18 protein-coding genes are annotated in these 17505 nt (G+C 69.8%); 7 read left to right on the top strand and 11 right to left on the bottom strand.

Annotated features, from left to right (window positions below; translation table 11 throughout):
• Window positions 1-12: 12 nt before the first annotated feature.
• Both ACFQ6X_RS13420 and ACFQ6X_RS13415 read left to right on the top strand, forming a co-directional pair.
• Entirely contained in the window at window positions 13-615 is a 603-nt protein-coding gene (locus ACFQ6X_RS13420) for a hypothetical protein (protein ID WP_383180528.1), read from the top strand.
• Between the two features lie 113 nt (window positions 616-728).
• Complete coding sequence (locus tag ACFQ6X_RS13415; RefSeq protein ID WP_383180525.1) at window positions 729-1190, top strand: MscL family protein; 462 nt, start codon at window positions 729-731, stop codon at window positions 1188-1190.
• An 88-nt stretch (window positions 1191-1278) separates the two neighbouring features.
• Here the strand turns inward: ACFQ6X_RS13415 and ACFQ6X_RS13410 are convergent, their stop codons facing one another.
• The 6 genes from ACFQ6X_RS13410 to ACFQ6X_RS13385 all read right to left on the bottom strand — a co-directional run bounded on the left by ACFQ6X_RS13410 (window position 1279) and on the right by ACFQ6X_RS13385 (window position 6784).
• Window positions 1279-1482 carry a hypothetical protein gene (locus tag ACFQ6X_RS13410; protein ID WP_329210099.1) on the bottom strand — a complete coding sequence of 68 codons (204 nt, stop codon included), beginning with the start codon at window positions 1480-1482 and terminating at the stop codon, window positions 1279-1281.
• A 67-nt stretch (window positions 1483-1549) separates the two neighbouring features.
• A complete protein-coding gene (locus ACFQ6X_RS13405; protein WP_383180522.1) occupies window positions 1550-1963 on the bottom strand; it encodes a hypothetical protein in 414 nt (137 codons plus the stop codon).
• Window positions 1960-2697: a ubiquinol-cytochrome c reductase iron-sulfur subunit gene (locus tag ACFQ6X_RS13400; protein WP_383180519.1), complete on the bottom strand. Its 738-nt coding sequence runs from the start codon at window positions 2695-2697 to the stop codon at window positions 1960-1962. Before ACFQ6X_RS13400 ends, ACFQ6X_RS13405 begins: the two co-directional genes overlap by 4 nt.
• On the bottom strand, window positions 2694-3296 hold the full coding sequence (locus ACFQ6X_RS13395; RefSeq protein ID WP_329210093.1) for a 4Fe-4S dicluster domain-containing protein: 603 nt from the start codon (window positions 3294-3296) through the stop codon (window positions 2694-2696). Before ACFQ6X_RS13395 ends, ACFQ6X_RS13400 begins: the two co-directional genes overlap by 4 nt.
• Before the next feature lie 6 nt (window positions 3297-3302).
• Entirely contained in the window at window positions 3303-5627 is a 2325-nt protein-coding gene (locus ACFQ6X_RS13390) for a molybdopterin oxidoreductase family protein (protein WP_383180516.1), read from the bottom strand.
• On the bottom strand, window positions 5624-6784 hold the full coding sequence (locus ACFQ6X_RS13385; protein ID WP_383180513.1) for an MFS transporter: 1161 nt from the start codon (window positions 6782-6784) through the stop codon (window positions 5624-5626). The genes ACFQ6X_RS13390 and ACFQ6X_RS13385 overlap by 4 nt, the downstream gene beginning before the upstream one ends.
• Window positions 6785-6961: 177 nt before the next feature.
• Between ACFQ6X_RS13385 and ACFQ6X_RS13380 the strand changes: the two genes are divergently transcribed.
• Together ACFQ6X_RS13380 and ACFQ6X_RS13375 are read left to right on the top strand one after the other, a co-directional pair.
• Window positions 6962-8017: a P1 family peptidase gene (locus ACFQ6X_RS13380; RefSeq protein ID WP_383180510.1), complete on the top strand. Its 1056-nt coding sequence runs from the start codon at window positions 6962-6964 to the stop codon at window positions 8015-8017.
• 122 nt (window positions 8018-8139) lie between these two features.
• Window positions 8140-8886: a DUF6227 family protein gene (locus ACFQ6X_RS13375; RefSeq protein ID WP_383180507.1), complete on the top strand. Its 747-nt coding sequence runs from the start codon at window positions 8140-8142 to the stop codon at window positions 8884-8886.
• A gap of 124 nt (window positions 8887-9010) precedes the next feature.
• Here ACFQ6X_RS13375 and ACFQ6X_RS13370 read toward each other — a convergent pair whose 3' ends face one another.
• On the bottom strand, window positions 9011-10567 hold the full coding sequence (locus tag ACFQ6X_RS13370; protein WP_383180504.1) for an MFS transporter: 1557 nt from the start codon (window positions 10565-10567) through the stop codon (window positions 9011-9013).
• Window positions 10568-10628: 61 nt separating this feature from the next.
• Between ACFQ6X_RS13370 and ACFQ6X_RS13365 the strand changes: the two genes are divergently transcribed.
• Window positions 10629-11621 carry a helix-turn-helix transcriptional regulator gene (locus ACFQ6X_RS13365; protein WP_383180501.1) on the top strand — a complete coding sequence of 331 codons (993 nt, stop codon included), beginning with the start codon at window positions 10629-10631 and terminating at the stop codon, window positions 11619-11621.
• 114 nt (window positions 11622-11735) lie between these two features.
• Here ACFQ6X_RS13365 and ACFQ6X_RS13360 read toward each other — a convergent pair whose 3' ends face one another.
• Window positions 11736-12737 (bottom strand): RNA polymerase sigma factor RpoD/SigA, encoded by a 1002-nt coding sequence (locus tag ACFQ6X_RS13360; RefSeq protein WP_383180498.1) that lies wholly within the window; start codon window positions 12735-12737, stop codon window positions 11736-11738.
• A gap of 147 nt (window positions 12738-12884) precedes the next feature.
• Here ACFQ6X_RS13360 and ACFQ6X_RS13355 point away from each other — a divergent pair, with 147 nt between their 5' ends.
• Window positions 12885-13466, top strand: coding sequence for a GNAT family N-acetyltransferase (locus ACFQ6X_RS13355; RefSeq protein ID WP_383180495.1), 582 nt, complete (start codon window positions 12885-12887; stop codon window positions 13464-13466).
• On the opposite strand, the gene ACFQ6X_RS13350 is transcribed toward ACFQ6X_RS13355, so the two are convergent.
• A complete protein-coding gene (locus ACFQ6X_RS13350; protein ID WP_383180492.1) occupies window positions 13414-14196 on the bottom strand; it encodes a dioxygenase in 783 nt (260 codons plus the stop codon). The two genes, ACFQ6X_RS13355 and ACFQ6X_RS13350, sit on opposite strands and share 53 nt — an antisense overlap.
• 168 nt (window positions 14197-14364) lie before the next feature.
• On the opposite strand from ACFQ6X_RS13350, the gene ACFQ6X_RS13345 reads away from it, so the two are divergent.
• Complete coding sequence (locus ACFQ6X_RS13345; protein ID WP_383180489.1) at window positions 14365-14877, top strand: MarR family winged helix-turn-helix transcriptional regulator; 513 nt, start codon at window positions 14365-14367, stop codon at window positions 14875-14877.
• Window positions 14878-14950: 73 nt separating this feature from the next.
• On the opposite strand, the gene ACFQ6X_RS13340 is transcribed toward ACFQ6X_RS13345, so the two are convergent.
• Both ACFQ6X_RS13340 and ACFQ6X_RS13335 read right to left on the bottom strand, forming a co-directional pair.
• Window positions 14951-16480 carry an MFS transporter gene (locus ACFQ6X_RS13340; RefSeq protein ID WP_383180487.1) on the bottom strand — a complete coding sequence of 510 codons (1530 nt, stop codon included), beginning with the start codon at window positions 16478-16480 and terminating at the stop codon, window positions 14951-14953.
• A gap of 201 nt (window positions 16481-16681) precedes the next feature.
• On the bottom strand, window positions 16682-17344 hold the full coding sequence (locus ACFQ6X_RS13335; protein WP_383180827.1) for a TetR/AcrR family transcriptional regulator: 663 nt from the start codon (window positions 17342-17344) through the stop codon (window positions 16682-16684).
• Window positions 17345-17505: the final 161 nt, after the last annotated feature.

Here is a 17505-nt window from a genome sequence, read left to right as displayed (position 1 = left end):
GTGGTGTCGGCCATGCTCCCGTCCGTTCCCGATACACGTCCGGCTCCCCCCGCACCGCGCGGGGTGCCACCGTTCGACCCCCTGCGCGTACGCGGCAGCCGTGCCGGACGGCTGCGGCGGGTGATACGCGGACAGCGCCGCGCGATGGCGGCGGGACTCGCCCTGGCCTCTGCCGCACTCGCCGCATCGGGCCTGGGTGCCTCGGGCGCCGCTGCACCGGCGGCGGACGGTACCGCGGGCGCGGCCGCTGTCGCGGGCGGTGTGCCGCCGGCCCCGGAGCGGCGTCCCGCGCGACGGGTGTCCGCGGCGGTACGGATCGCGGATGCGGCGACGGTGCGGCTGCTACGTGCGGGCGATCGCGTCGATGTGATCGCCGCGCAGGACGGAGATCCCGTGGCCCGGGTGGTGGCGAAGGACGTACGGGTGGAGGACGTGCCGCGCGCAACGGAAGACGTCGGGCACGGGTACCCGGGGACGGACGGCGACGGCGTGACAACCGCGGGAGGCGGCGCCCTGGTCGTCCTGTCCGTGGAGCGGGACACCGCGGCGGCCCTGGCGGGCGCAGGCGTATCGGGTCATCTCGCGGTGGTGGTGTCCCATGGCGACCAGACCTGACCTACCGTCAATCCGCCTGTCGGAATGGCCCGATTGGACAGTGCCGTCTTCCGGCGCCTTATGTGGAAGGGCAGTTCGCTCCCCATACGGCACCTACAGAGGAGGGCTCATCCGTGAGCGAGAAGAAGGTCAGTCTGCTGGACGGGTTCAAAGCCTTCCTGATGCGCGGCAATGTGATCGACCTCGCGGTCGCCGTCGTCATCGGTGCCGCGTTCATCAACATCGTGAACGCGGTCGTCAAGGGGATCATCAATCCGCTGGTGGGGGCGTTCGGCACCCAGGACCTGGAGAAGTACAGCTCCTGTCTCCAGGGGCCCTGTGTCGTGGATCCGGACACCGGCAGGACGGACGGCATCGAGATCCTGTGGGGCTCGGTGCTGAGCGCCGCACTCGGCTTCCTGATCACCGCCACGGTCGTCTACTTCCTGATGGTGATGCCCATGGCGAAGTACCTCGCCAGGCGGGCGGCCGCCCAGGCCGCCAAGGAAGGCGTTCAGGAAACGATGGAGGTGAGCGAACTGGAGGTGCTGAAGGAAATCCGCGACGCTCTGGTCTCCCGGCGCGACCAGGCGTAGCCGACCCCGATCACACCCGGTGGGTCGGACGGGCCGGGTCACACGTGGGCCGGGCAGGCCGGGTCACACGTGGGCCGGACGGGGCGTGTCACACGTGGTGGGGCGGCTTCTCGTCGAGGAAGCGGGCCAGATCGGCGGCGCTGCCACCGGCAGGAGCCCGCTCGCCCCATCCCTGGTCCGTATCGTCCGCGGACTGTGTGTCCAGGGGATCGTCGAAGATCAGGGGCTGCTTGGGCCTGGGCTCCTGCGACGGCTTCGAATCTCGCGGTCCGGGGGCGGGGGCGGTACTCATACGTCAAGGGTACGGCGACACCCACCGGTCCTTCGGACCCCGCCTCACCGGCCCTCCGGAGCCGGCCTCACCTGTCCTTCGGATCGAGCAGCCACAGGCCGAGGACGACGAGGAACGACAGGCCGAGGAAACCGGCACCCCACCAGGCTGTTCCCGTGTTGCCCTCCATCCATTCGTCGATCAGCACCGTCAGACCCCAGAGCTGCCCGACGACCACGGTCATGGCCAGGACCAGCCGGGCCGTCAGTTTCGAGGAACGCTCGGGCTCCTGGTCGCTACCCGCTCCGGGGCCGGGGCCGGTGTGCCGCACCCGCGGGTCGCCGTAACCGCTGGTGGCGCGGATCTGGGGGTAGCGCTCGCGTACGGGCCGGTTCAGTTCGGGGCTGGTGCTGCCCGGCCGGTACTCGGGGTACCGGTGCCCGGGGGCCTCCTGGCCGGCGCCGGGTTCCGGGCGCTCCGAGGGCTGTCGGGGGTTCGTCATGACCGCCCGCCCGTGGTTCCGGTCCCGCCGAGGGTGCTGCCGGACGGCTCGGCGCCCGGCACACCGGCACTCGACGAGGCCGCCGGGGGTGGTGCTTCCACGCCGCCGCCGACTCCGGGGCAGCCGATCCGGGCAGCCAGGTCCGGGCGGTCCTCGCCGATCTGACGGCACAGCCCGTGCTCGATGCTCTCACCGGAACGGGTGGTGCCCACGGCCCAGATGCTGCCGTCGGGCTGCTCGGTGAGCACCACCTTGGGCAGTCCGCGGGGCGGCGGTCCCGCGGTGACTTCGCCGGTCCGGGCGTCGAAGACGCCTTCGTGGCAAGGGCAGTAGAGCTCCCCCTCCGTGCCCCGGTCGTTGCGCCAGAGGACGGCGCAGGCGAGGTGGGTGCAGATCGCGGAGTAGCCGACGAGGGTGCCGTCGTCCATCCGTACGGCGACTGCCCGGTCCTCGTTTCCGGGGTAGCGGAAGGCGAGGGACTGGCCGGGCAGCAGCTGCGTGGCGATCTGCTTCGGCTCGGGGGCCTTGCCGTCCTCCTCGTCACCGTGACGGTGGAGGATCCCGGCCGCCACCCCCAGTCCGCCGAGTGCGAGGCCGCCGGAGACGGTGGTCACGATCCGGAGGTAGTCGCGCCGGGTGGTGAGCGAGTCGGCGGCGATACGGTCGTGAAGTGCCTCGCGAGGATCGCCGCCGGAGTTCCGGTCGCTGCCGGGCTGCTGTTCGGTGACGCTCATCGGCGGACGTCCTTACCGTTGATCTCGACGACGGGAAGGCCACCGGGCACGGGCCACTGGACCCGGTCCGCGGGGACGACCATGGCCACACCGGTGCGGACCTCGCTCTCGCCGAAGACGAAGGTGTCGGCGACCTGGACACCGGGGCGCTCGGCCTGGAGCTCCTCGAGGGTTCCGTAGAAGAGCGCTCCGGTCGGGCAGACGGTGGCGCACATGGGGGCGAGTCCGTAGGCGGTGCGGTCGTAGCAGAGGTTGCACTTCATCTGCAGCTTCGCCTGGAGGTCGATCTTCGGGACACCGAAGGGGCAGGCGTTGACGCAGTTCGCGCAGCCGATGCAGCGGGTGGTGTCGGCCTGCTGCACCACACCGTCGGCGGTGACCAGGATCGCGTCGGCGGGGCAGACCTCCGCGCAGGGGGCCACGGGGTCCTCGCAGTGCATGCAGACCGTGGGAAGGGAGGCGACCGAGCTGCCCTCGTCGGTGTAGTCGAGGTGGATCATCGACTTGCCGCGGTGCGAGTCGCATTCCCGGCAGGCGGAGACACAGGCCTGGCAGCCGATGCAGCGCCCCGGGTCGATGAAGATCGTTCTGCCCATCATGCGGCTTCAGCTCCTGTCCGAGGTGCCACGGCCCTGCGGAGACGTGGGCGGCAGCGGGTCGGTCCGGGACACCTGGGTCTCGGGGTAGGCGACATGACCGGGGGCGACGGGGGGCGAAGGCACCTCGTCGATCTTTTCGGCGTGCTCGATCCGGCAGGCGCACACCTTGTACTCGGGGATCTTGGAACGGGGGTCGAGGGCATCGATGGTGAGCGCGTTGGCCGAGGTGGGAACCGGCCAGTGGTACGGGATGAAGACGGTGTCGGGGCGGATCGCCTCGGTGACCAGCGCGGGGAAGACTTCGCTGCCGCGCCGGGTGACGACGCGGACGGGTTCGCCGTTGCGGAAGCCGTGGGAGGGGTGGACCTCCGCCCAGGGCCGTGGGGTCTGCTCGACGAGGGCGCCCAGCCGTCGCGTCTGGTTGCCGGAGAGGAAGTGGGCGACGGTGCGTCCGGTGGTGAGGGACATGGGGTGCTCGTCGTCGTACGGGTCCATCGGCGGGTGCCATTCGACGACCTGCATATGGATCCTGCCGTCGGGGTGGTACGTCTTGCCGTCCTCGAAGAGGCGCGGGGTGCCCGGGTGGTCGGTCGTGGGGCACGGCCAGGCGATGCCGCCGGTCTCCTCCAGGCGTTCGTAGGTGATGCCGTAGTAGTCGATGACGGTCCCTGCGGACGCGGTCCGCAGCTCGTCGAAGACCGCCCGGGAGTCGGCGAACGCGAACTTGTCGCCGGCTCCGAGGCGCCGGGCGAGTTCGCACATCACCCAGGTGTCGGTCCGTACGCCGGGGGGCGGGTCCTGTGCCTTGTTGTGCTTGACCACGCGGGCTTCGGCGTTGGCCATGACGCCCTCGTCCTCGGCCCAGGTGGTGACGGGGAAGACGACATGCGCGTTGGCGGCGGTCTCGGAGAGGAAGAAGTCGAACTGGGCGTGGAACTCCGTGGCGTCGTAGCCCTCCTTGACCACCCGGTAGTTGGGGAGGGAGACGAAGGGGTTGTTGCAGATGCCGATCAGTCCGCGGATCTCGCGGCGCTGCATCTGCCAGACCATTTCCATCATCGATGTCCCGGCGGCCGGGAGTTCGGACTCCTCGATGCCCCAGATCTCGCAGATCTGGCGTCGGTGTTCCTCGTTGAGGATCGAACGGCCTCCGGGCAGGAGGTCGGACTTCTGGCCGTGCTCGCGGCCGCCCTGTCCGTTGCCCTGCCCGGTGAGAGTGCCGTAGCCGGCGCCGGGTTTGCCGATGTGGCCGGTGGCGGTGCAGAGGTTGATCACGGTGAGGCAGTTCTCGACGCCCTGCGAGTGGTGCTCGATGCCCCGGGCGTGCCAGGCCATGGCCTTGGGTGCCCGCGCGAAGGCACGGGCCACCTGGACGATCTGCTCCGCGGGCACGCCGCAGATGTCGGCGGCGCGGGACGGCGGGTACTCGGCGGCCTTGGCCCGGACCTCGTCCCAGCCGGTGGCGTGGGCGGCGAGGTAGGCCTCGTCGGTGAGGCCTTCGGCGATGATCACGCTGAGCACGGAGTTGAAGAAGGCGGAGTCGGTGCCCGGTTTCAGTGCGACATGAATGTCGGCGGTGCGGGCGATCGCCGTCTCGCGCGGGTCGATCACGATCAGGGTGGCGCCGCGGTCCCGGGCGCCCCAGACGTACTGGGTCAGCACGGGGAAGCACTCGCCGACGTTGGAGCCGGCGATCAGGAGGCAGTCCGTCAGCAGGATGTCGGAGAAGGGATTGCCGGCCCGGTCGATGCCGAAGGCGAGCTTGTTGGCGCCTGCGGCGCTGACCATGCAGAGCCGTCCGTTGTAGTCGACGTGCCGGGTCCTGAGCGCGACCCGGGCGAACTTTCCGACGAGGTAGGTCTTCTCGGAGAAGAGGCTGGCGCCGCCGAGAAGCCCGAACGCGTCCTTTCCGTGGGTCTGCTGGATGCGCTTGATCTCGGAGACGGTGAAGTCGAGCGCCTCGTCCCAGGAGACCTCCTGGAAGTCCTCGTCGCGCGAGCGGCGCATGAGCGGGGCAGTGAGCCGGTCGGGGTGGTTGACCTGCTGGTAGGCGTTGATTCCCTTGGGGCAGAGCCGCATCCGGTTGATGTCGTGGTTGCGGGGCTCGACTCCGAAGACCTTGCCGCCCCGGTCCACGCGCAGATACATCCCGCACTGGACGCCGCAGAAGCAGCAGTGGGTGGGGACGAGCGTCTCGCCGTCCTGGTCGGCGTGCCACTGGTCGGCCGGAATGCCTCCCGCGTCCCGGAAGCCGCGGGTGCCGGGCGGTGCGAGGGAGGGGTCGAGGGGCAGGGCCGTGCGGCGGTCGGCTGCGCGTGGATCCGCGGTCACTTGAAGCCCTTCTTCACCTGGGAGAGGTAGGCGCTGCCCCGCAGCACCCTTTTGCAGCGCGGGCAGTACTCGGTCCATGCGTCGAAGCCGAGGTCGAGGTCGCGCATGGTTCCGCGCAGGTTCTCGACGTACGGCCCGGTGTCGATGGGTTCCTCGCAGCGGCGGCAGGCGAAGACCTGGTCGTCCTGGCGGCCGGTGTACTTGAACAGCTGCATCCCGACCGCCGCCGGGCGCTGCACGATGTGGAAGAACTTCCCGAACGGGATGTAGATGAGGGTGAAGACCACCGACACCATGTGGAGGATCGCCAGGAACTGGTAGCCGCCGCCGTGCAGGAAGAGCGAGGAGAAGGTGAGCAGCAGGCCTGTCACGGAGATGACGATGAGGGCGAGCAGCGGCACCATGTCGTACGCGAAGCGCTGACCGGTGATGGCACCGCGGTCCTTCATCCGGCGCCAGAGGAAGTAGGCGGCCCCGGGGATGACCATGACGGCGGCGATGTCGAGGCCGTGGAACATCAGCCAGCCGAGGATGTTGAGCGAGTCGAAGCCGATGATCTTGAAGCCCCAGATACGCATCTCGTAGCCGGGGCCCGACCCGCTGCCCGAGGTGAAGGTGAACCAGCCCCAGGTCAGCGGAAAGGTGATCAGCGAGGCGAGGATGCAGCCCCAGAAGATCAGCTGATGGGCGGCCCAGCGGGCGTGCGACCGGGCGCCGAGGAACTTCTGGAAGCCCAGGTAGGTCGCGATCATCTTCGGCAGGGCGGTGGGGGCCTTGCGGAAGTTCTCGGCCGAGAACAGGCTGCCCCAGCCGCGGGTGAAGAGCCGGCGTGCGCCGGGGGCGGAGATCCAGACCGTGTAGCGGTAGGCCACGCCGAAGGCGAGGAAGACCGTGGCGACGGCGTACGGGAGGAGCGCCGAGTCGAAGTTGTGGAGCAGACGGCTGCCGAGCACGATCGCGAGGATCAGCAGGACGGAGACGACGACACCCGCCAGGGCCGCCCGTGCGTTGACGGACCGCGGGACGATTCCAGCGGCCTTCGCGGCGACGGCGGAGGCGGGACCCGGGTTCCGGCCGTCCGTCCCGCCGGGGGCGCCGGTGCGGGCACCGGGGTCGGACTGCTCGGGTGCGGCGGGCTCTTCTGGTGGCTCGGTCACCCGGCCACCGTAGGGCTGTATGGCGCGTTTGGTCCTGTTATGGGCATCCGCAGGATGAGCGAGTCGCCCGTGTGGCCCCGGCCCTCGGACCGGCTGCGGCCGCGCGTTCCCCCTCTCCCGCGATCACCGGTACGTTCGCCGGGACACGGCACCGCCGCACATCACGAGGAGCCCGGAATGACCGAGGAACCACGCCTCTTGGGACCGCTGGACGCGCTGACGGACGTGGAGGGGATCCGTGTCGGCCATGCCCGGGTACCCGGTGAGGGCGCGCTGAGCGGGACCACCGTCGTCCTGGCTCCCGAGGGTGGCGCCGTCGCCGCCGTCGACGTACGGGGCGGCGGCCCGGGCACACGGGAGACGGACGCTCTCGATCCGCGCAATCTGGTGCAGCGGATCGACGCGGTGGTCCTCACCGGCGGCAGCGCGTACGGGCTGGATGCCGCATCCGGGGTGATGGCCTGGCTGGAGGAGCAGGGGCGCGGGGTCCGGGTCGGCCCCGACCCCGCCCACGTGGTTCCGGTCGTGCCCGCCGCCTGCCTGTTCGACCTGGGCCGGGGCGGTGACTGGCGGGCCCGGCCCGACGCCGCGACCGGCCGCGCCGCGGTAGAGGCGGCCGCGGCATCGGAACCGGGCGCGGCGGTCCCCGAGGGCACGGTGGGCGCGGGCACGGGCGCGGTGGCCGGACAGCTCAAGGGGGGTGTCGGCACGGCGAGCCTGCGGCTGGCCTCGGGGGCCACGGTCGCCGCCCTGGCCGTGGTGAACGCGGCCGGCTCCGTGGTCGATCCGCGGACCGGGGTGCTGTACGGGGAGTACGGCGCGGGCGAGCCTCCGGCGCACCCCGCACCCGAAGTCCACGAGGCCGCCCGGCTGCGACTGGCGGAGCTCCGGGAGTTGAAGGGTGGACGCCCCTTCAACACCACGATCGCCGTCGTCGCGACCGATTCCGCTCTTACTCGCGCCCAGGCGCAGAAGCTCGCGGGGACGGCGCACGACGGCATGGCGCGCGCCGTGCGGCCGGTCCATCTGCTCAGCGACGGGGACGCCGTCTTCGCCCTGTCGACGGGCCGGTTTCCGCTGCCGCCGGAGCCCGTGGCCGAGCTGAACGACATCCTGGCAGCGGGCGCTGACGTGCTGGCCCGCGCCATTGTGAAGGCCGTACGGGCGGCCCGGGGCGTCGATGGTCCGGGGGGTGCGTTCCCCTCGTACGGCGACCTCTACGGCACCGCCTGAGCACGCCGGGAACTTTCTGCGTGCGCGGTACGTTTTTTGCGAACCCCGGTCACGATGTCAGACCCAGGGACTACGTTATGCACGCATCAAGTAACGCGCGGCGACGGCCTGGAGACAGCACCTTGAGCGATCCGTACGAGACAACCGAGCAGCACCTCGAGCGACTCCTGCGATGCGCCCTCAACTCCTTCGACCTGTCCGACAGTACGATCGACCGGCTCGGGACGGCGCTCGCGCACAGCAGCGCGCTGCACTCGTCCCACCACAGTGCGGCCCTCCACCGCGAGACCCACAGACACACCTACCTGCTCTCCGACGGCACCGCACTGACCCTGTGGGAGCTGGTGCACGGCAGCGGCCGGGACGCCGGATCCCCCCGCAGACACGAGCTGTACGACGACGAGGGCGATGCCCGGATCGCCGCCGCACGGCTGGCCGGAGGCTTCTGGGACACCCCGGCCTTCGGTGACGAGAGCCTCCAGTCGGACCTGGAGGTCCTGACGCTGCTGATGGCGGCGCCCCCGCTCCCGCTGCCCCGTATGTACGCTCCGGACAATTCGGCGGACCATGCCCGCCGTGTCCTGCGCCGCGCGGAGAACAGCGACCACCCGGGCGCCGAGACGGCCGGGCTGCTCCGGGCCGCCTTCGCCCACCACATCACGCAGATCTTCGGGCGCCAGTGCCGCGTCGAGGGACGGGACGCGGGATTCACGCTCTACGAGCACGCGTTCCTGCTCCTGGACGGAAGCGAGACGAGCCTGTGGGAGGTCGAGCACACGGCCACGCCTGACGGCCGCCACATGTGCGAGGTCTACGAGGACGAGGAATCCGCGCGCCGGGCCATGGAGAGCCGCACCCGCATCTGCTGACCGGCGCCCCTGCACAGCCCGAGCAGGCAGCGCGGCCGAGCCGCACGGATCAACCACGACGGCGGCCCGCATTTCCCTGGCCGGGGAAGTGCGGGCCGCCGTCGGCGTGGGTGGATCGACGGGATCAGTTCGTGAGCGCGGGCTCCTTGGAGATGTCGTCGTCCGGTGCCGGGGCCGCCGCCTCGGCACCGCCCTCCAGGTGCACCTGCGGTTTGGCCGGCAGGGCGAACATCACCACGAAGATCACCGTGAGCACTCCGGCCACCCACCACAGCGAGTCCTGGAACGCGTCCACGAATGCCGGGCCCACCGCTTCCGGGGCCAGCCGGTCACTGATCGATCCGAAGAAGACGACCGAGACGAGCCCGAGTCCCAGGGCCGTGCCCATCTGCTGCACCGTGTTGATGAGTCCGGAAGCCGATCCGGAGTGCTCCTTCGGCACCCCGGAGAGCACCGCGTCCGTCAGCGGAGCAACGATCAGCCCCATCCCCACACCCATGATCACCAGGGGTGCGGCCATCTGCCAGGCCGTGATGCCCATGCCGTACCGCGCCGCCTCCCCGATGTAGAGCAGCAGCCCGGCGATCATCAGCAGCGCGCCCGCCTGGAGGACCTTGCGGCCGAAGCGGGGCACCAGCTTCTGGACGGAGATACCGGCGGCCACCGACACGGCAATCGAGAACGGGATCCCGGTCGCACCGGCCCGCAGCGCACTCCAGCCGAGGCCCATCTGCATGTAGAGCGTCCAGACCAGGAAGAAGATGCCGAGGGCGATACCGAAGGTCAGCTGCACGGCGACACCCGCGGCGAAGCTCTTGACCTTGAACAACGACAGTTCGATGAGCGGCGATCCGTCCTTGCGCGCCTTCTGGCGTTCGTACGCGACGAGCCCCGCGAACACCAGGAGACTGGCGGCCATCGACACGTAGCCCCACACCGGCCAGCCGAGGTCGCGACCGCGGGTCAGCGGGTAGAGCAGCATGAGCAGACCCAGCGTCACCAGGACCACACCGACCAGGTCGAGACGGAGTGCCTTCGGCGCCTTCGACTCGGTGATGAACCTGCGCCCCAGGATCAGCCCGGCGATGCCGACCGGAAGGTTGATCAGGAAGATCGGCCGCCACTGCAGACCGAAGAGGTTCCACTCGGTGAGCAGCGCACCCAGCAGCGGCCCGGAGACCGCGCCGAGCCCGACGATCGCGCCGAAGAGGCCGAAGACCTTGCCGCGCTCGTGTGCCGGGAAGGTGGCGTGCACGATCGACAGCACCTGCGGCACCATCAGCGCGGCCATGCCGCCCTGCAGGATGCGGGAGGCGACAAGCATCTCCGGGTTCGCCGCGAAGCCGCAGAGGGCCGAGGCGATCGTGAAGCCGCCGATGCCGATGAGGAAGAGCCGCTTGCGGCCGTAGATGTCGCCGAGACGGCCGCCGGTGATCAGGCCTGCCGCGAAGGCCAGGGCGTATCCGGCGGTGATCCACTGGATCGAGGAGAAGGAGGCGCCGGTGTCCCGCGTGATGCTCGGGATGGCGATGTTGACGATCGTGACATCGACCAGGTCCATGAAGGCGGCGGTCATGACGATGGCGAGCGCGAGCCAGCGGCGCCGGTCCGCCGGCGCCACCGGCTCCGTGGACGGTGCGTGGCCGACCGCCGCGGACGGCAGGGATTCGGAAGAAGTCATAGGAAGAAACTACTGACCCATTAGGTCAGGTCGTGTCCTGATGGACCGGCATCCTGAATGCATGACAGATACCCCGGCACGACTGCTGAATCTGCTGTCGCTCCTCCAGACACCGCGCGAGTGGCCGGGCAGCGAGCTGGCCGAGCGTCTCGATGTCAGCCCGCGCACCATCCGCCGCGACATCGACCGGCTCCGCGACCTCGGATATCCGGTCGAGGCATCGCGCGGCTCGATCGGCGGCTACCGCCTGGTCGCGGGCACGGCCATGCCCCCGCTCCTGCTGGACGACGAGGAGGCGGTGGCCATCGCGGTGGGGCTGCGGGCCGGGGCCGGTCATGCCATCGAGGGCGTCGACGAGGCGTCCGTACGGGCGCTGGCCAAGCTGGAGCAGGTCCTTCCCTCACGGCTGCGCCACCGGGTCTCCTCACTGCAGAAGGCGACCGTCCCCCTCACCCGCGGCGACGGATCCACCATCGACCCGCAGACGCTGACGGTGATCGCGTCGACGGTCACCGGGCGGGAGCAGCTGCGCTTCGCCTACCGGTCCGGGGACGGCACCGCGTCGAAACGGCAGGTCGAACCGTACCGGCTGGTCAGCACGGGCAGCCGGTGGTATCTCGTCGCCTACGACCTGGACCGGGAGGACTGGCGCACCTTCCGGGTGGACCGGGTGAGCAACCCGTTCGCCACCGGGGCCCGTTTCACCCCGCGCGAGCTGCCCACCGAGAGCGGGGACGCGGCGGAGTTCTTCGCCCGGTCGATGTCCCGGATGCAGCCGGATCTGCGCATCGACGTGACGTTCAGGGCCCCGGCGGACTTCGTGACGGCGCGGCTGCCCGCGTCGCTAGGCGTTCCGGAGCCGACCGGTGAGCACACGTGCCGGCTGCGCTCGGTCTCCTCGGACTCGCTGGAGTGGGTGGCACTGCGGCTTGCCCTGGTGGACTGCGAGTTCACCGCGCACGGACCGTCGTCGCTGGTGACGTACCTGAGCGATCTGGGTGCCCGCCTGACCCGCGCGTCGTCGGCGGCCGGGCCCGGGGCTGATCAGAAATGAATGAGCCCCGGCGCCGGGGGGGGTGGGCGCCGGGACTCAGCTCATGGGACCGGTACAGGACCGGTCGTCGGGCCGGTGCGAACCGGCTTGATTGGGAGGTTACGGGTTATCGGCTCACGCCGCAGCGTCAAAGCCCGTGTCGTGAGCCATTCGCTTCAATTCGAGTAGTGCGTGCTTCTCGATCTGGCGGATCCGCTCCCGCGTCAGACCGTGCTGCTTGCCCACTTCGGTGAGGGTCCGCTCACGGCCGTCCTCGATTCCGTACCGCATCCGGATGATGGAGGCGGTGCGGTTGTCGAGCTTGCCGATCAGGTCCTCGAGCTCCTCGCTGCGCAGCAGCGTCATCACGGACTGCTCGGGCGACACCGCGGAGGTGTCCTCCAGCAGGTCACCGAACTGCGTGTCACCGTCGTCGTCCACGGACATGTTGAGACTGACCGGGTCACGGGCCCAGTCCAGGACGTTGCCGACGCGCTCGGCGTTGGAGTCCAGCTCGGCGGCGATCTCGGAGTGCTCCGGGTCGCGGCCGTGCTCGCGGTTGAACTCACGCTGCACCCTGCGGATCCGGCCCAGCTCCTCCACGAGGTGGACGGGGAGCCGGATCGTGCGGGACTGGTCGGCTATCGAACGGGTGATGGCCTGCCGGATCCACCACGTCGCATACGTGGAGAACTTGAAGCCCTTGGCGTAGTCGAACTTCTCGACCGCGCGCACCAGGCCCGCGTTGCCCTCCTGGATCAGGTCGAGCAGGGGCAGGCCCGCTCGCGGGTAACGCCGGGCCACGGCAACGACGAGCCGGAGGTTGGAACGGATGAATATGTCCTTGGCGCGCTCGCCCTCGGCGACCAGCGCCACGAGCTCCTTGCGCTTCGCTCCGCCGGCCTTGCTCTCCACCTCGCCGTCGAGGATCTGCTGGGCATAGACGCCCGCCTCGATCGTCTGCGAGAGCTCGACCTCCTTGGCGGCGTCGAGCAGCGGTGTACGAGCGATCTCGTCCAGGTACATGCCGACCAGGTCGCGATCGGCGATCTCCCCGCCCACGGCGCGAACACTGCTTGCCCGGGTGGTCCCGCCGCTGGTGGCGGACGAACGTCGGGCGACGGCACGGGTTGCCATGCGTGCTCCCTTACTCAGTAGGTCGCGACACCCTTTCGGGTGCCCTGCATCCGATGGAAACAACGACTGGAATCCGGACAGAATTCCCACCGCGACCGTTCGCTTTCGAGATCATGCAGTACCCTGTCGGCCCCAGCAGGAGGACCGATGCCACACATATCGACTGGAGTGCAGGTCAGGCCCGGTACGGAGGCCGATCTGGACGTTCTTACGGACATCTACAACCACTACGTCCGTGAGACGGCGCTCACATTCGACACAGCCGCGTTCACTCCGGCCGAGAGGCTGCCGTGGCTGCGCTCCCATCCTGAAGACGGCCCGTACCGCCTCCTGGTTGCTCAGGAGGCCCCTACGGCTGACAACGCGACCGGGGTCCTGGGTTATGCCACCAGCAGCCCGTACCGCCCCAAGGCGGCGTACAGCACCTCGGTGGAGGTGAGCGTCTACTGCGCGCCCGGCACCACGGGCCGCGGTATCGGCACCCTCCTGTACACGGCCCTGTTCGACGCCCTGGCCGGCGAGGACATCCACCGCGCCTACGCGGGCATCGCCCAGCCGAACGAACCGTCCGAACGGCTGCACGACGCCTTCGGCTTCCGCCATATCGGCACGTACACCGAGGTGGGCCGCAAGTTCGGCCGCTACTGGGACGTGTCCTGGTACGAGAAGCCATTGCTCAGCCGAACTGCACCGAGCGCTTCGCCAGACCCATCCAGAAGCCCTCGATGACGCTGCGCCCCTGATCGAGCTCACCCTCCGCCGCACCGAGCGTCACGAACAGCGGCGCGAAGTGCTCGGTGCGCGGATGGGCCAGCCTGCCGGCCGGCGACTTGCTCTCGAAGTCCAGCAGCGAGTCGATGTCCTGCGCCTGGAGCGCCCTGTGCCCCCAGTCGTCGAACTCCGCCGACCATCCGGGGATCCCGCCGCCCTGGTGGCGCAGCGCCGCCAGGTTGTGGGTGAAGAAGCCGCTTCCGACGATCAGTACCCCCTGGTCGCGCAGCGGAGCGAGCTTGCGCCCGATGTCCATCAGCTTCTGCGGGTCCAGGGTCGGCATGGAGATCTGGAGTACGGGGATGTCCGCACCCGGGAACATCTCCACCAGCGGCACGTACGCCCCGTGGTCGAGGCCGCGGTCCGCGATGTCCTGGACCGGCGTGCCCGCACCGCGCAGGAGTTTGCGGACGTCGTCCGCGAGTGCCGGGGCCCCGGGGGCGGCGTAGCTCACCCGGTAGTAGTGCTCCGGGAAACCCCAGAAGTCGTAGACGAGCGGCACGGTCTCGGTGGCGCCGAGGGCGAGCGGGGCCTCTTCCCAGTGCGCGGAGACCATCAGGATCGCCTTGGGGCGCGGCAGCCCGGCCGACCAGGCGGCCAGTTCGCCGGGCCAGACAGGGTCGTCGGCGAGGGGCGGTGCGCCGTGAGAGAGGTAGAGGGCGGGCATGCGCTCCGCGGTGTCAGTCATGGCACTCCCATTCCTCGGCCGATCAAGGTATGTGTTCTCTACAGGCACCGGAGGCGGTCACCTGCCACAGGCGCCGGGAACTCGACGGCTCATTTCTTTGAATCTTCAAGTTCCAACTCCGGGAGACCTTAGCTCTATTTAGTTCAACTTTCAAGAAAAGGTCGTACAGTGACGTACATGACCACGGCATCCACCGGCGGGCCTCGCTGGCTCACCACCGAGGAACAGGGCGTCTGGCGCTCGTACCTCCACGCCACCACGCTCCTCGAGGATCACCTCGACCGCCAGCTGCAACGCGATGCCGGAATGCCGCACATCTACTACGGACTGCTCGTCCAGCTCTCCCAGGCTCCCCGGCGCCGGAAGCGGATGACCGAGCTGGCCAAGGACGCCAAGATCACCCGCTCCCGGCTCTCGCACGCCGTCGCCCGGCTGGAGAAGAACGGGTGGGTCCGCCGGGAGGAGCACCCCCTGGACAAGCGCGGCCAGAACGCGGTCCTCACCGACGACGGCTACGAGATGCTCGCGCGGTCCGCACCCGGCCATGTCGACGCCGTGCGCCAGGCGATGTTCGCCCGGCTCACCCCCGAACAGGTACGGAACCTGGGCGAGATCATGCAGGTCATCGCCACCGGGCTGCAGCCGGAGGACACGGACGCGGATCTGCCCTGGCTCCGCTGAGCGGAACCAGGGCAGATCATCAGGACCGGATATCAGGCGGCTTCAGGCATCACACCGCCGCGCCCGCGCCGGCTCAGTGAGCGACGACCGGGATCTTGAGCTCGTCCTCGAAGCCGTCCGCACCTTCGGCCGACCCGCCGGAGCCGGTGGCTCCGGTGCCCGGGCGCCCGGTGTTGATCAGCGTCAGAGCGATCGCCGAGGCCGCGGCGAGGATGCCGACCGCCCACCAGATCGCGCTGGCGTAGCCGCTCACCATGGCCTGGAGCTGCAGCAGCTTCGGGTCGGAGGCACCTGCGGCGTGGTCGGCGATGTACGCGGTCGTGGCACCTGCCGCGATCGTGTTGAGCAGCGCCGTACCGATGGCGCCGCCGACCTGCTGCGAGGTGTTCACCATCGCGGAGGCCACACCGGCGTCACGCGGCTCGATGCCGTGCGTGGCCAGCGACATGGCCGGCATGAACGCCGTACCCATACCGAGGCCGAGCAGCAGCTGTCCCGGCAGAATGACGCCCGCGTACGAGGAGTCGATCTCCAGCTGGGTCAGGAGCAGCATGCCGATCGCCGCCACCAGGAAGCCGGGGCCCATCAGCAGCCGCGGCGGAACGCGGGTCATGAGCCTGGCGCCGATCTGCGTGGAACCGGCGATCATGCCCGCGATCATCGGAAGGAACGCGAAGCCGGTCTTGACCGGCGAGTAGCCCTTCGCGACCTGCAGGTAGTACGTCAGGAACAGGAAGAGCCCGAACATCGCGATGATGGCGAGACCCAGCGAGAGGTAGACCCCTCCGCGGTTGCGCTCCGTCAGGACGCGCAGCGGCAGAAGCGGGGACTTGACGCGCGACTCCGTGACGACGAAGGCCAGGAGCAGCACGGCGGCCGCGACGAACATGCCGATGGTCAGCGAGTCCGACCAGCCGGCCGACTCCGCGCGGGTGAAGCCGTACACCAGCGAGACCAGACCCAGCGTGGACAGGACGACGCCGGGGATGTCGAGCGGGGAGCGGTTGCGTCCGCCGGCCGGCTCACGGATGACGAAGTAGGCACCCGCGGCGGCGACGATCGCGAAGGGGATGTTGACGAAGAACGTCCAGCGCCAGTTCAGGTACTCGGTCAGGAAGCCGCCCAGGATCAGGCCGACCGCGCCACCGCCACCGGCGATGGCCCCGTAGATGCCGAAGGCCTTGGCGCGCTCCTTGGCGTCGGTGAACATCACCGCGAGGAGCGACAGGGCTGCCGGTGCGAGCAGCGCGCCGAAGGCACCCTGCAGGGCACGGGAGCCGAACATCATCGCCTCGCCCTGGGCGGCACCGCCGATCGCGGAGGCCGCGGCGAAGCCGAGGAGGCCGACCACGAAGGTGCGCTTGCGCCCCCAGAGGTCGGCGATGCGTCCGCCGAAGAGCAGGAGCCCACCGAACGCGAGCGCGTAAGCGGTGATGACCCACTGCTTGTTGCCCTCGGAGATGCCCAGGTCCGTCTGGGCGGAGGGCAGGGCGATGTTCACGATGGTCGCGTCGAGGACGACCATCAGCTGGGCGAGGGCGATGAAGGCCAGTGCTTTCCAGCGACTGGGATCCGGAAGCAGCGTGTCGGCTGTTTTGGACATGGGAGTAGCCACCTAAGGACGCGCGTGGACGCGAAGAGTCGTCGTGAAGGGTCGTGGGTCGGCGGAACGGGCCGACGCGCAGGAAAAGGGCGCACCGTGCCGGCGGTCGGGTCTGCTGGTCAGGCCCCGACCTGCTCCTTGTGTGTTCTGTCGGCCGCTGGGGCCCCGTGGGTCTGCTGAGTCTCTGATGTGCCGTCGGCGTCAGTGCCTGCGGCGCAGGTCCTCCAAGGTCGCCGCCGATCCGGGCAGCTCCGAGCGGGCCGGAGCTTCCAGACCGTCCAGGAGGAGCTGGAGATGGCGGTGGGTGAACCGGTCGATGTCCGGGCAGGCGATGCCTGGCAGCGGCCGGGTGAGCTGGGAGAGGGCGACGAGTACGTCACCGACGGCGATGTCGGTGCGCAGCCGCCCTGCGGACATGGCGCGCTCCACGAGCCCTTCGACGGCCTCTTCGAGGCCCCGGCGGGCGGCGAGCAGTTCGGGGTGGTCCTTGTCGAAGCCGCCCGACAGCATCGGGCACAGGGCGCCGATCCGTTCGTCGGCCGCCGCGTGCACGAAGCGGCTGAGCGCGGCGAACGGATCGGATTCCGCCGCGACAGCCTCCTTGGCACGTTCGGTGGTGCGGGAGGTGACCGCGAGGACGACCTCATGGGTCAGTGCGGCCCGGTCGGGGAAGTTCCGGTAGAGCGTGGCGTTGCCGACCCCGGCCCGGCGCGCGACCTCGTCGAGCGGCACGTCCGGGCCGAATTCGACGAACATCTCGCGCGCGGCCGTCACGATCCGCTCCCGGTTGCGCAGCGCGTCGGCCCGCGGACGGGCCGGACGGCGCTGCACGGCGCAGGTGGCGGTTTCGGCGACGGTCTCCACGACGGCGGCCCTTCCCATTTCGGTGTGTGGGCGACCCCTCGGACTAACCGGGGACCGCTTCCCCGTTTCGCGGGGACACCCATGCAAACGGGGAAAGGATCCCCGGTTATTTCCCGAGTCATTGTGACCTGCGTCACACATTCTACGGGGGTGAAAACCCC

It is taken from the genome of Streptomyces sp. NPDC056452 (assembly GCF_042796085.1).
Lineage (GTDB): Bacteria > Actinomycetota > Actinomycetes > Streptomycetales > Streptomycetaceae > Streptomyces.
This window is presented reverse-complemented; position numbering and strand designations above follow the sequence as displayed.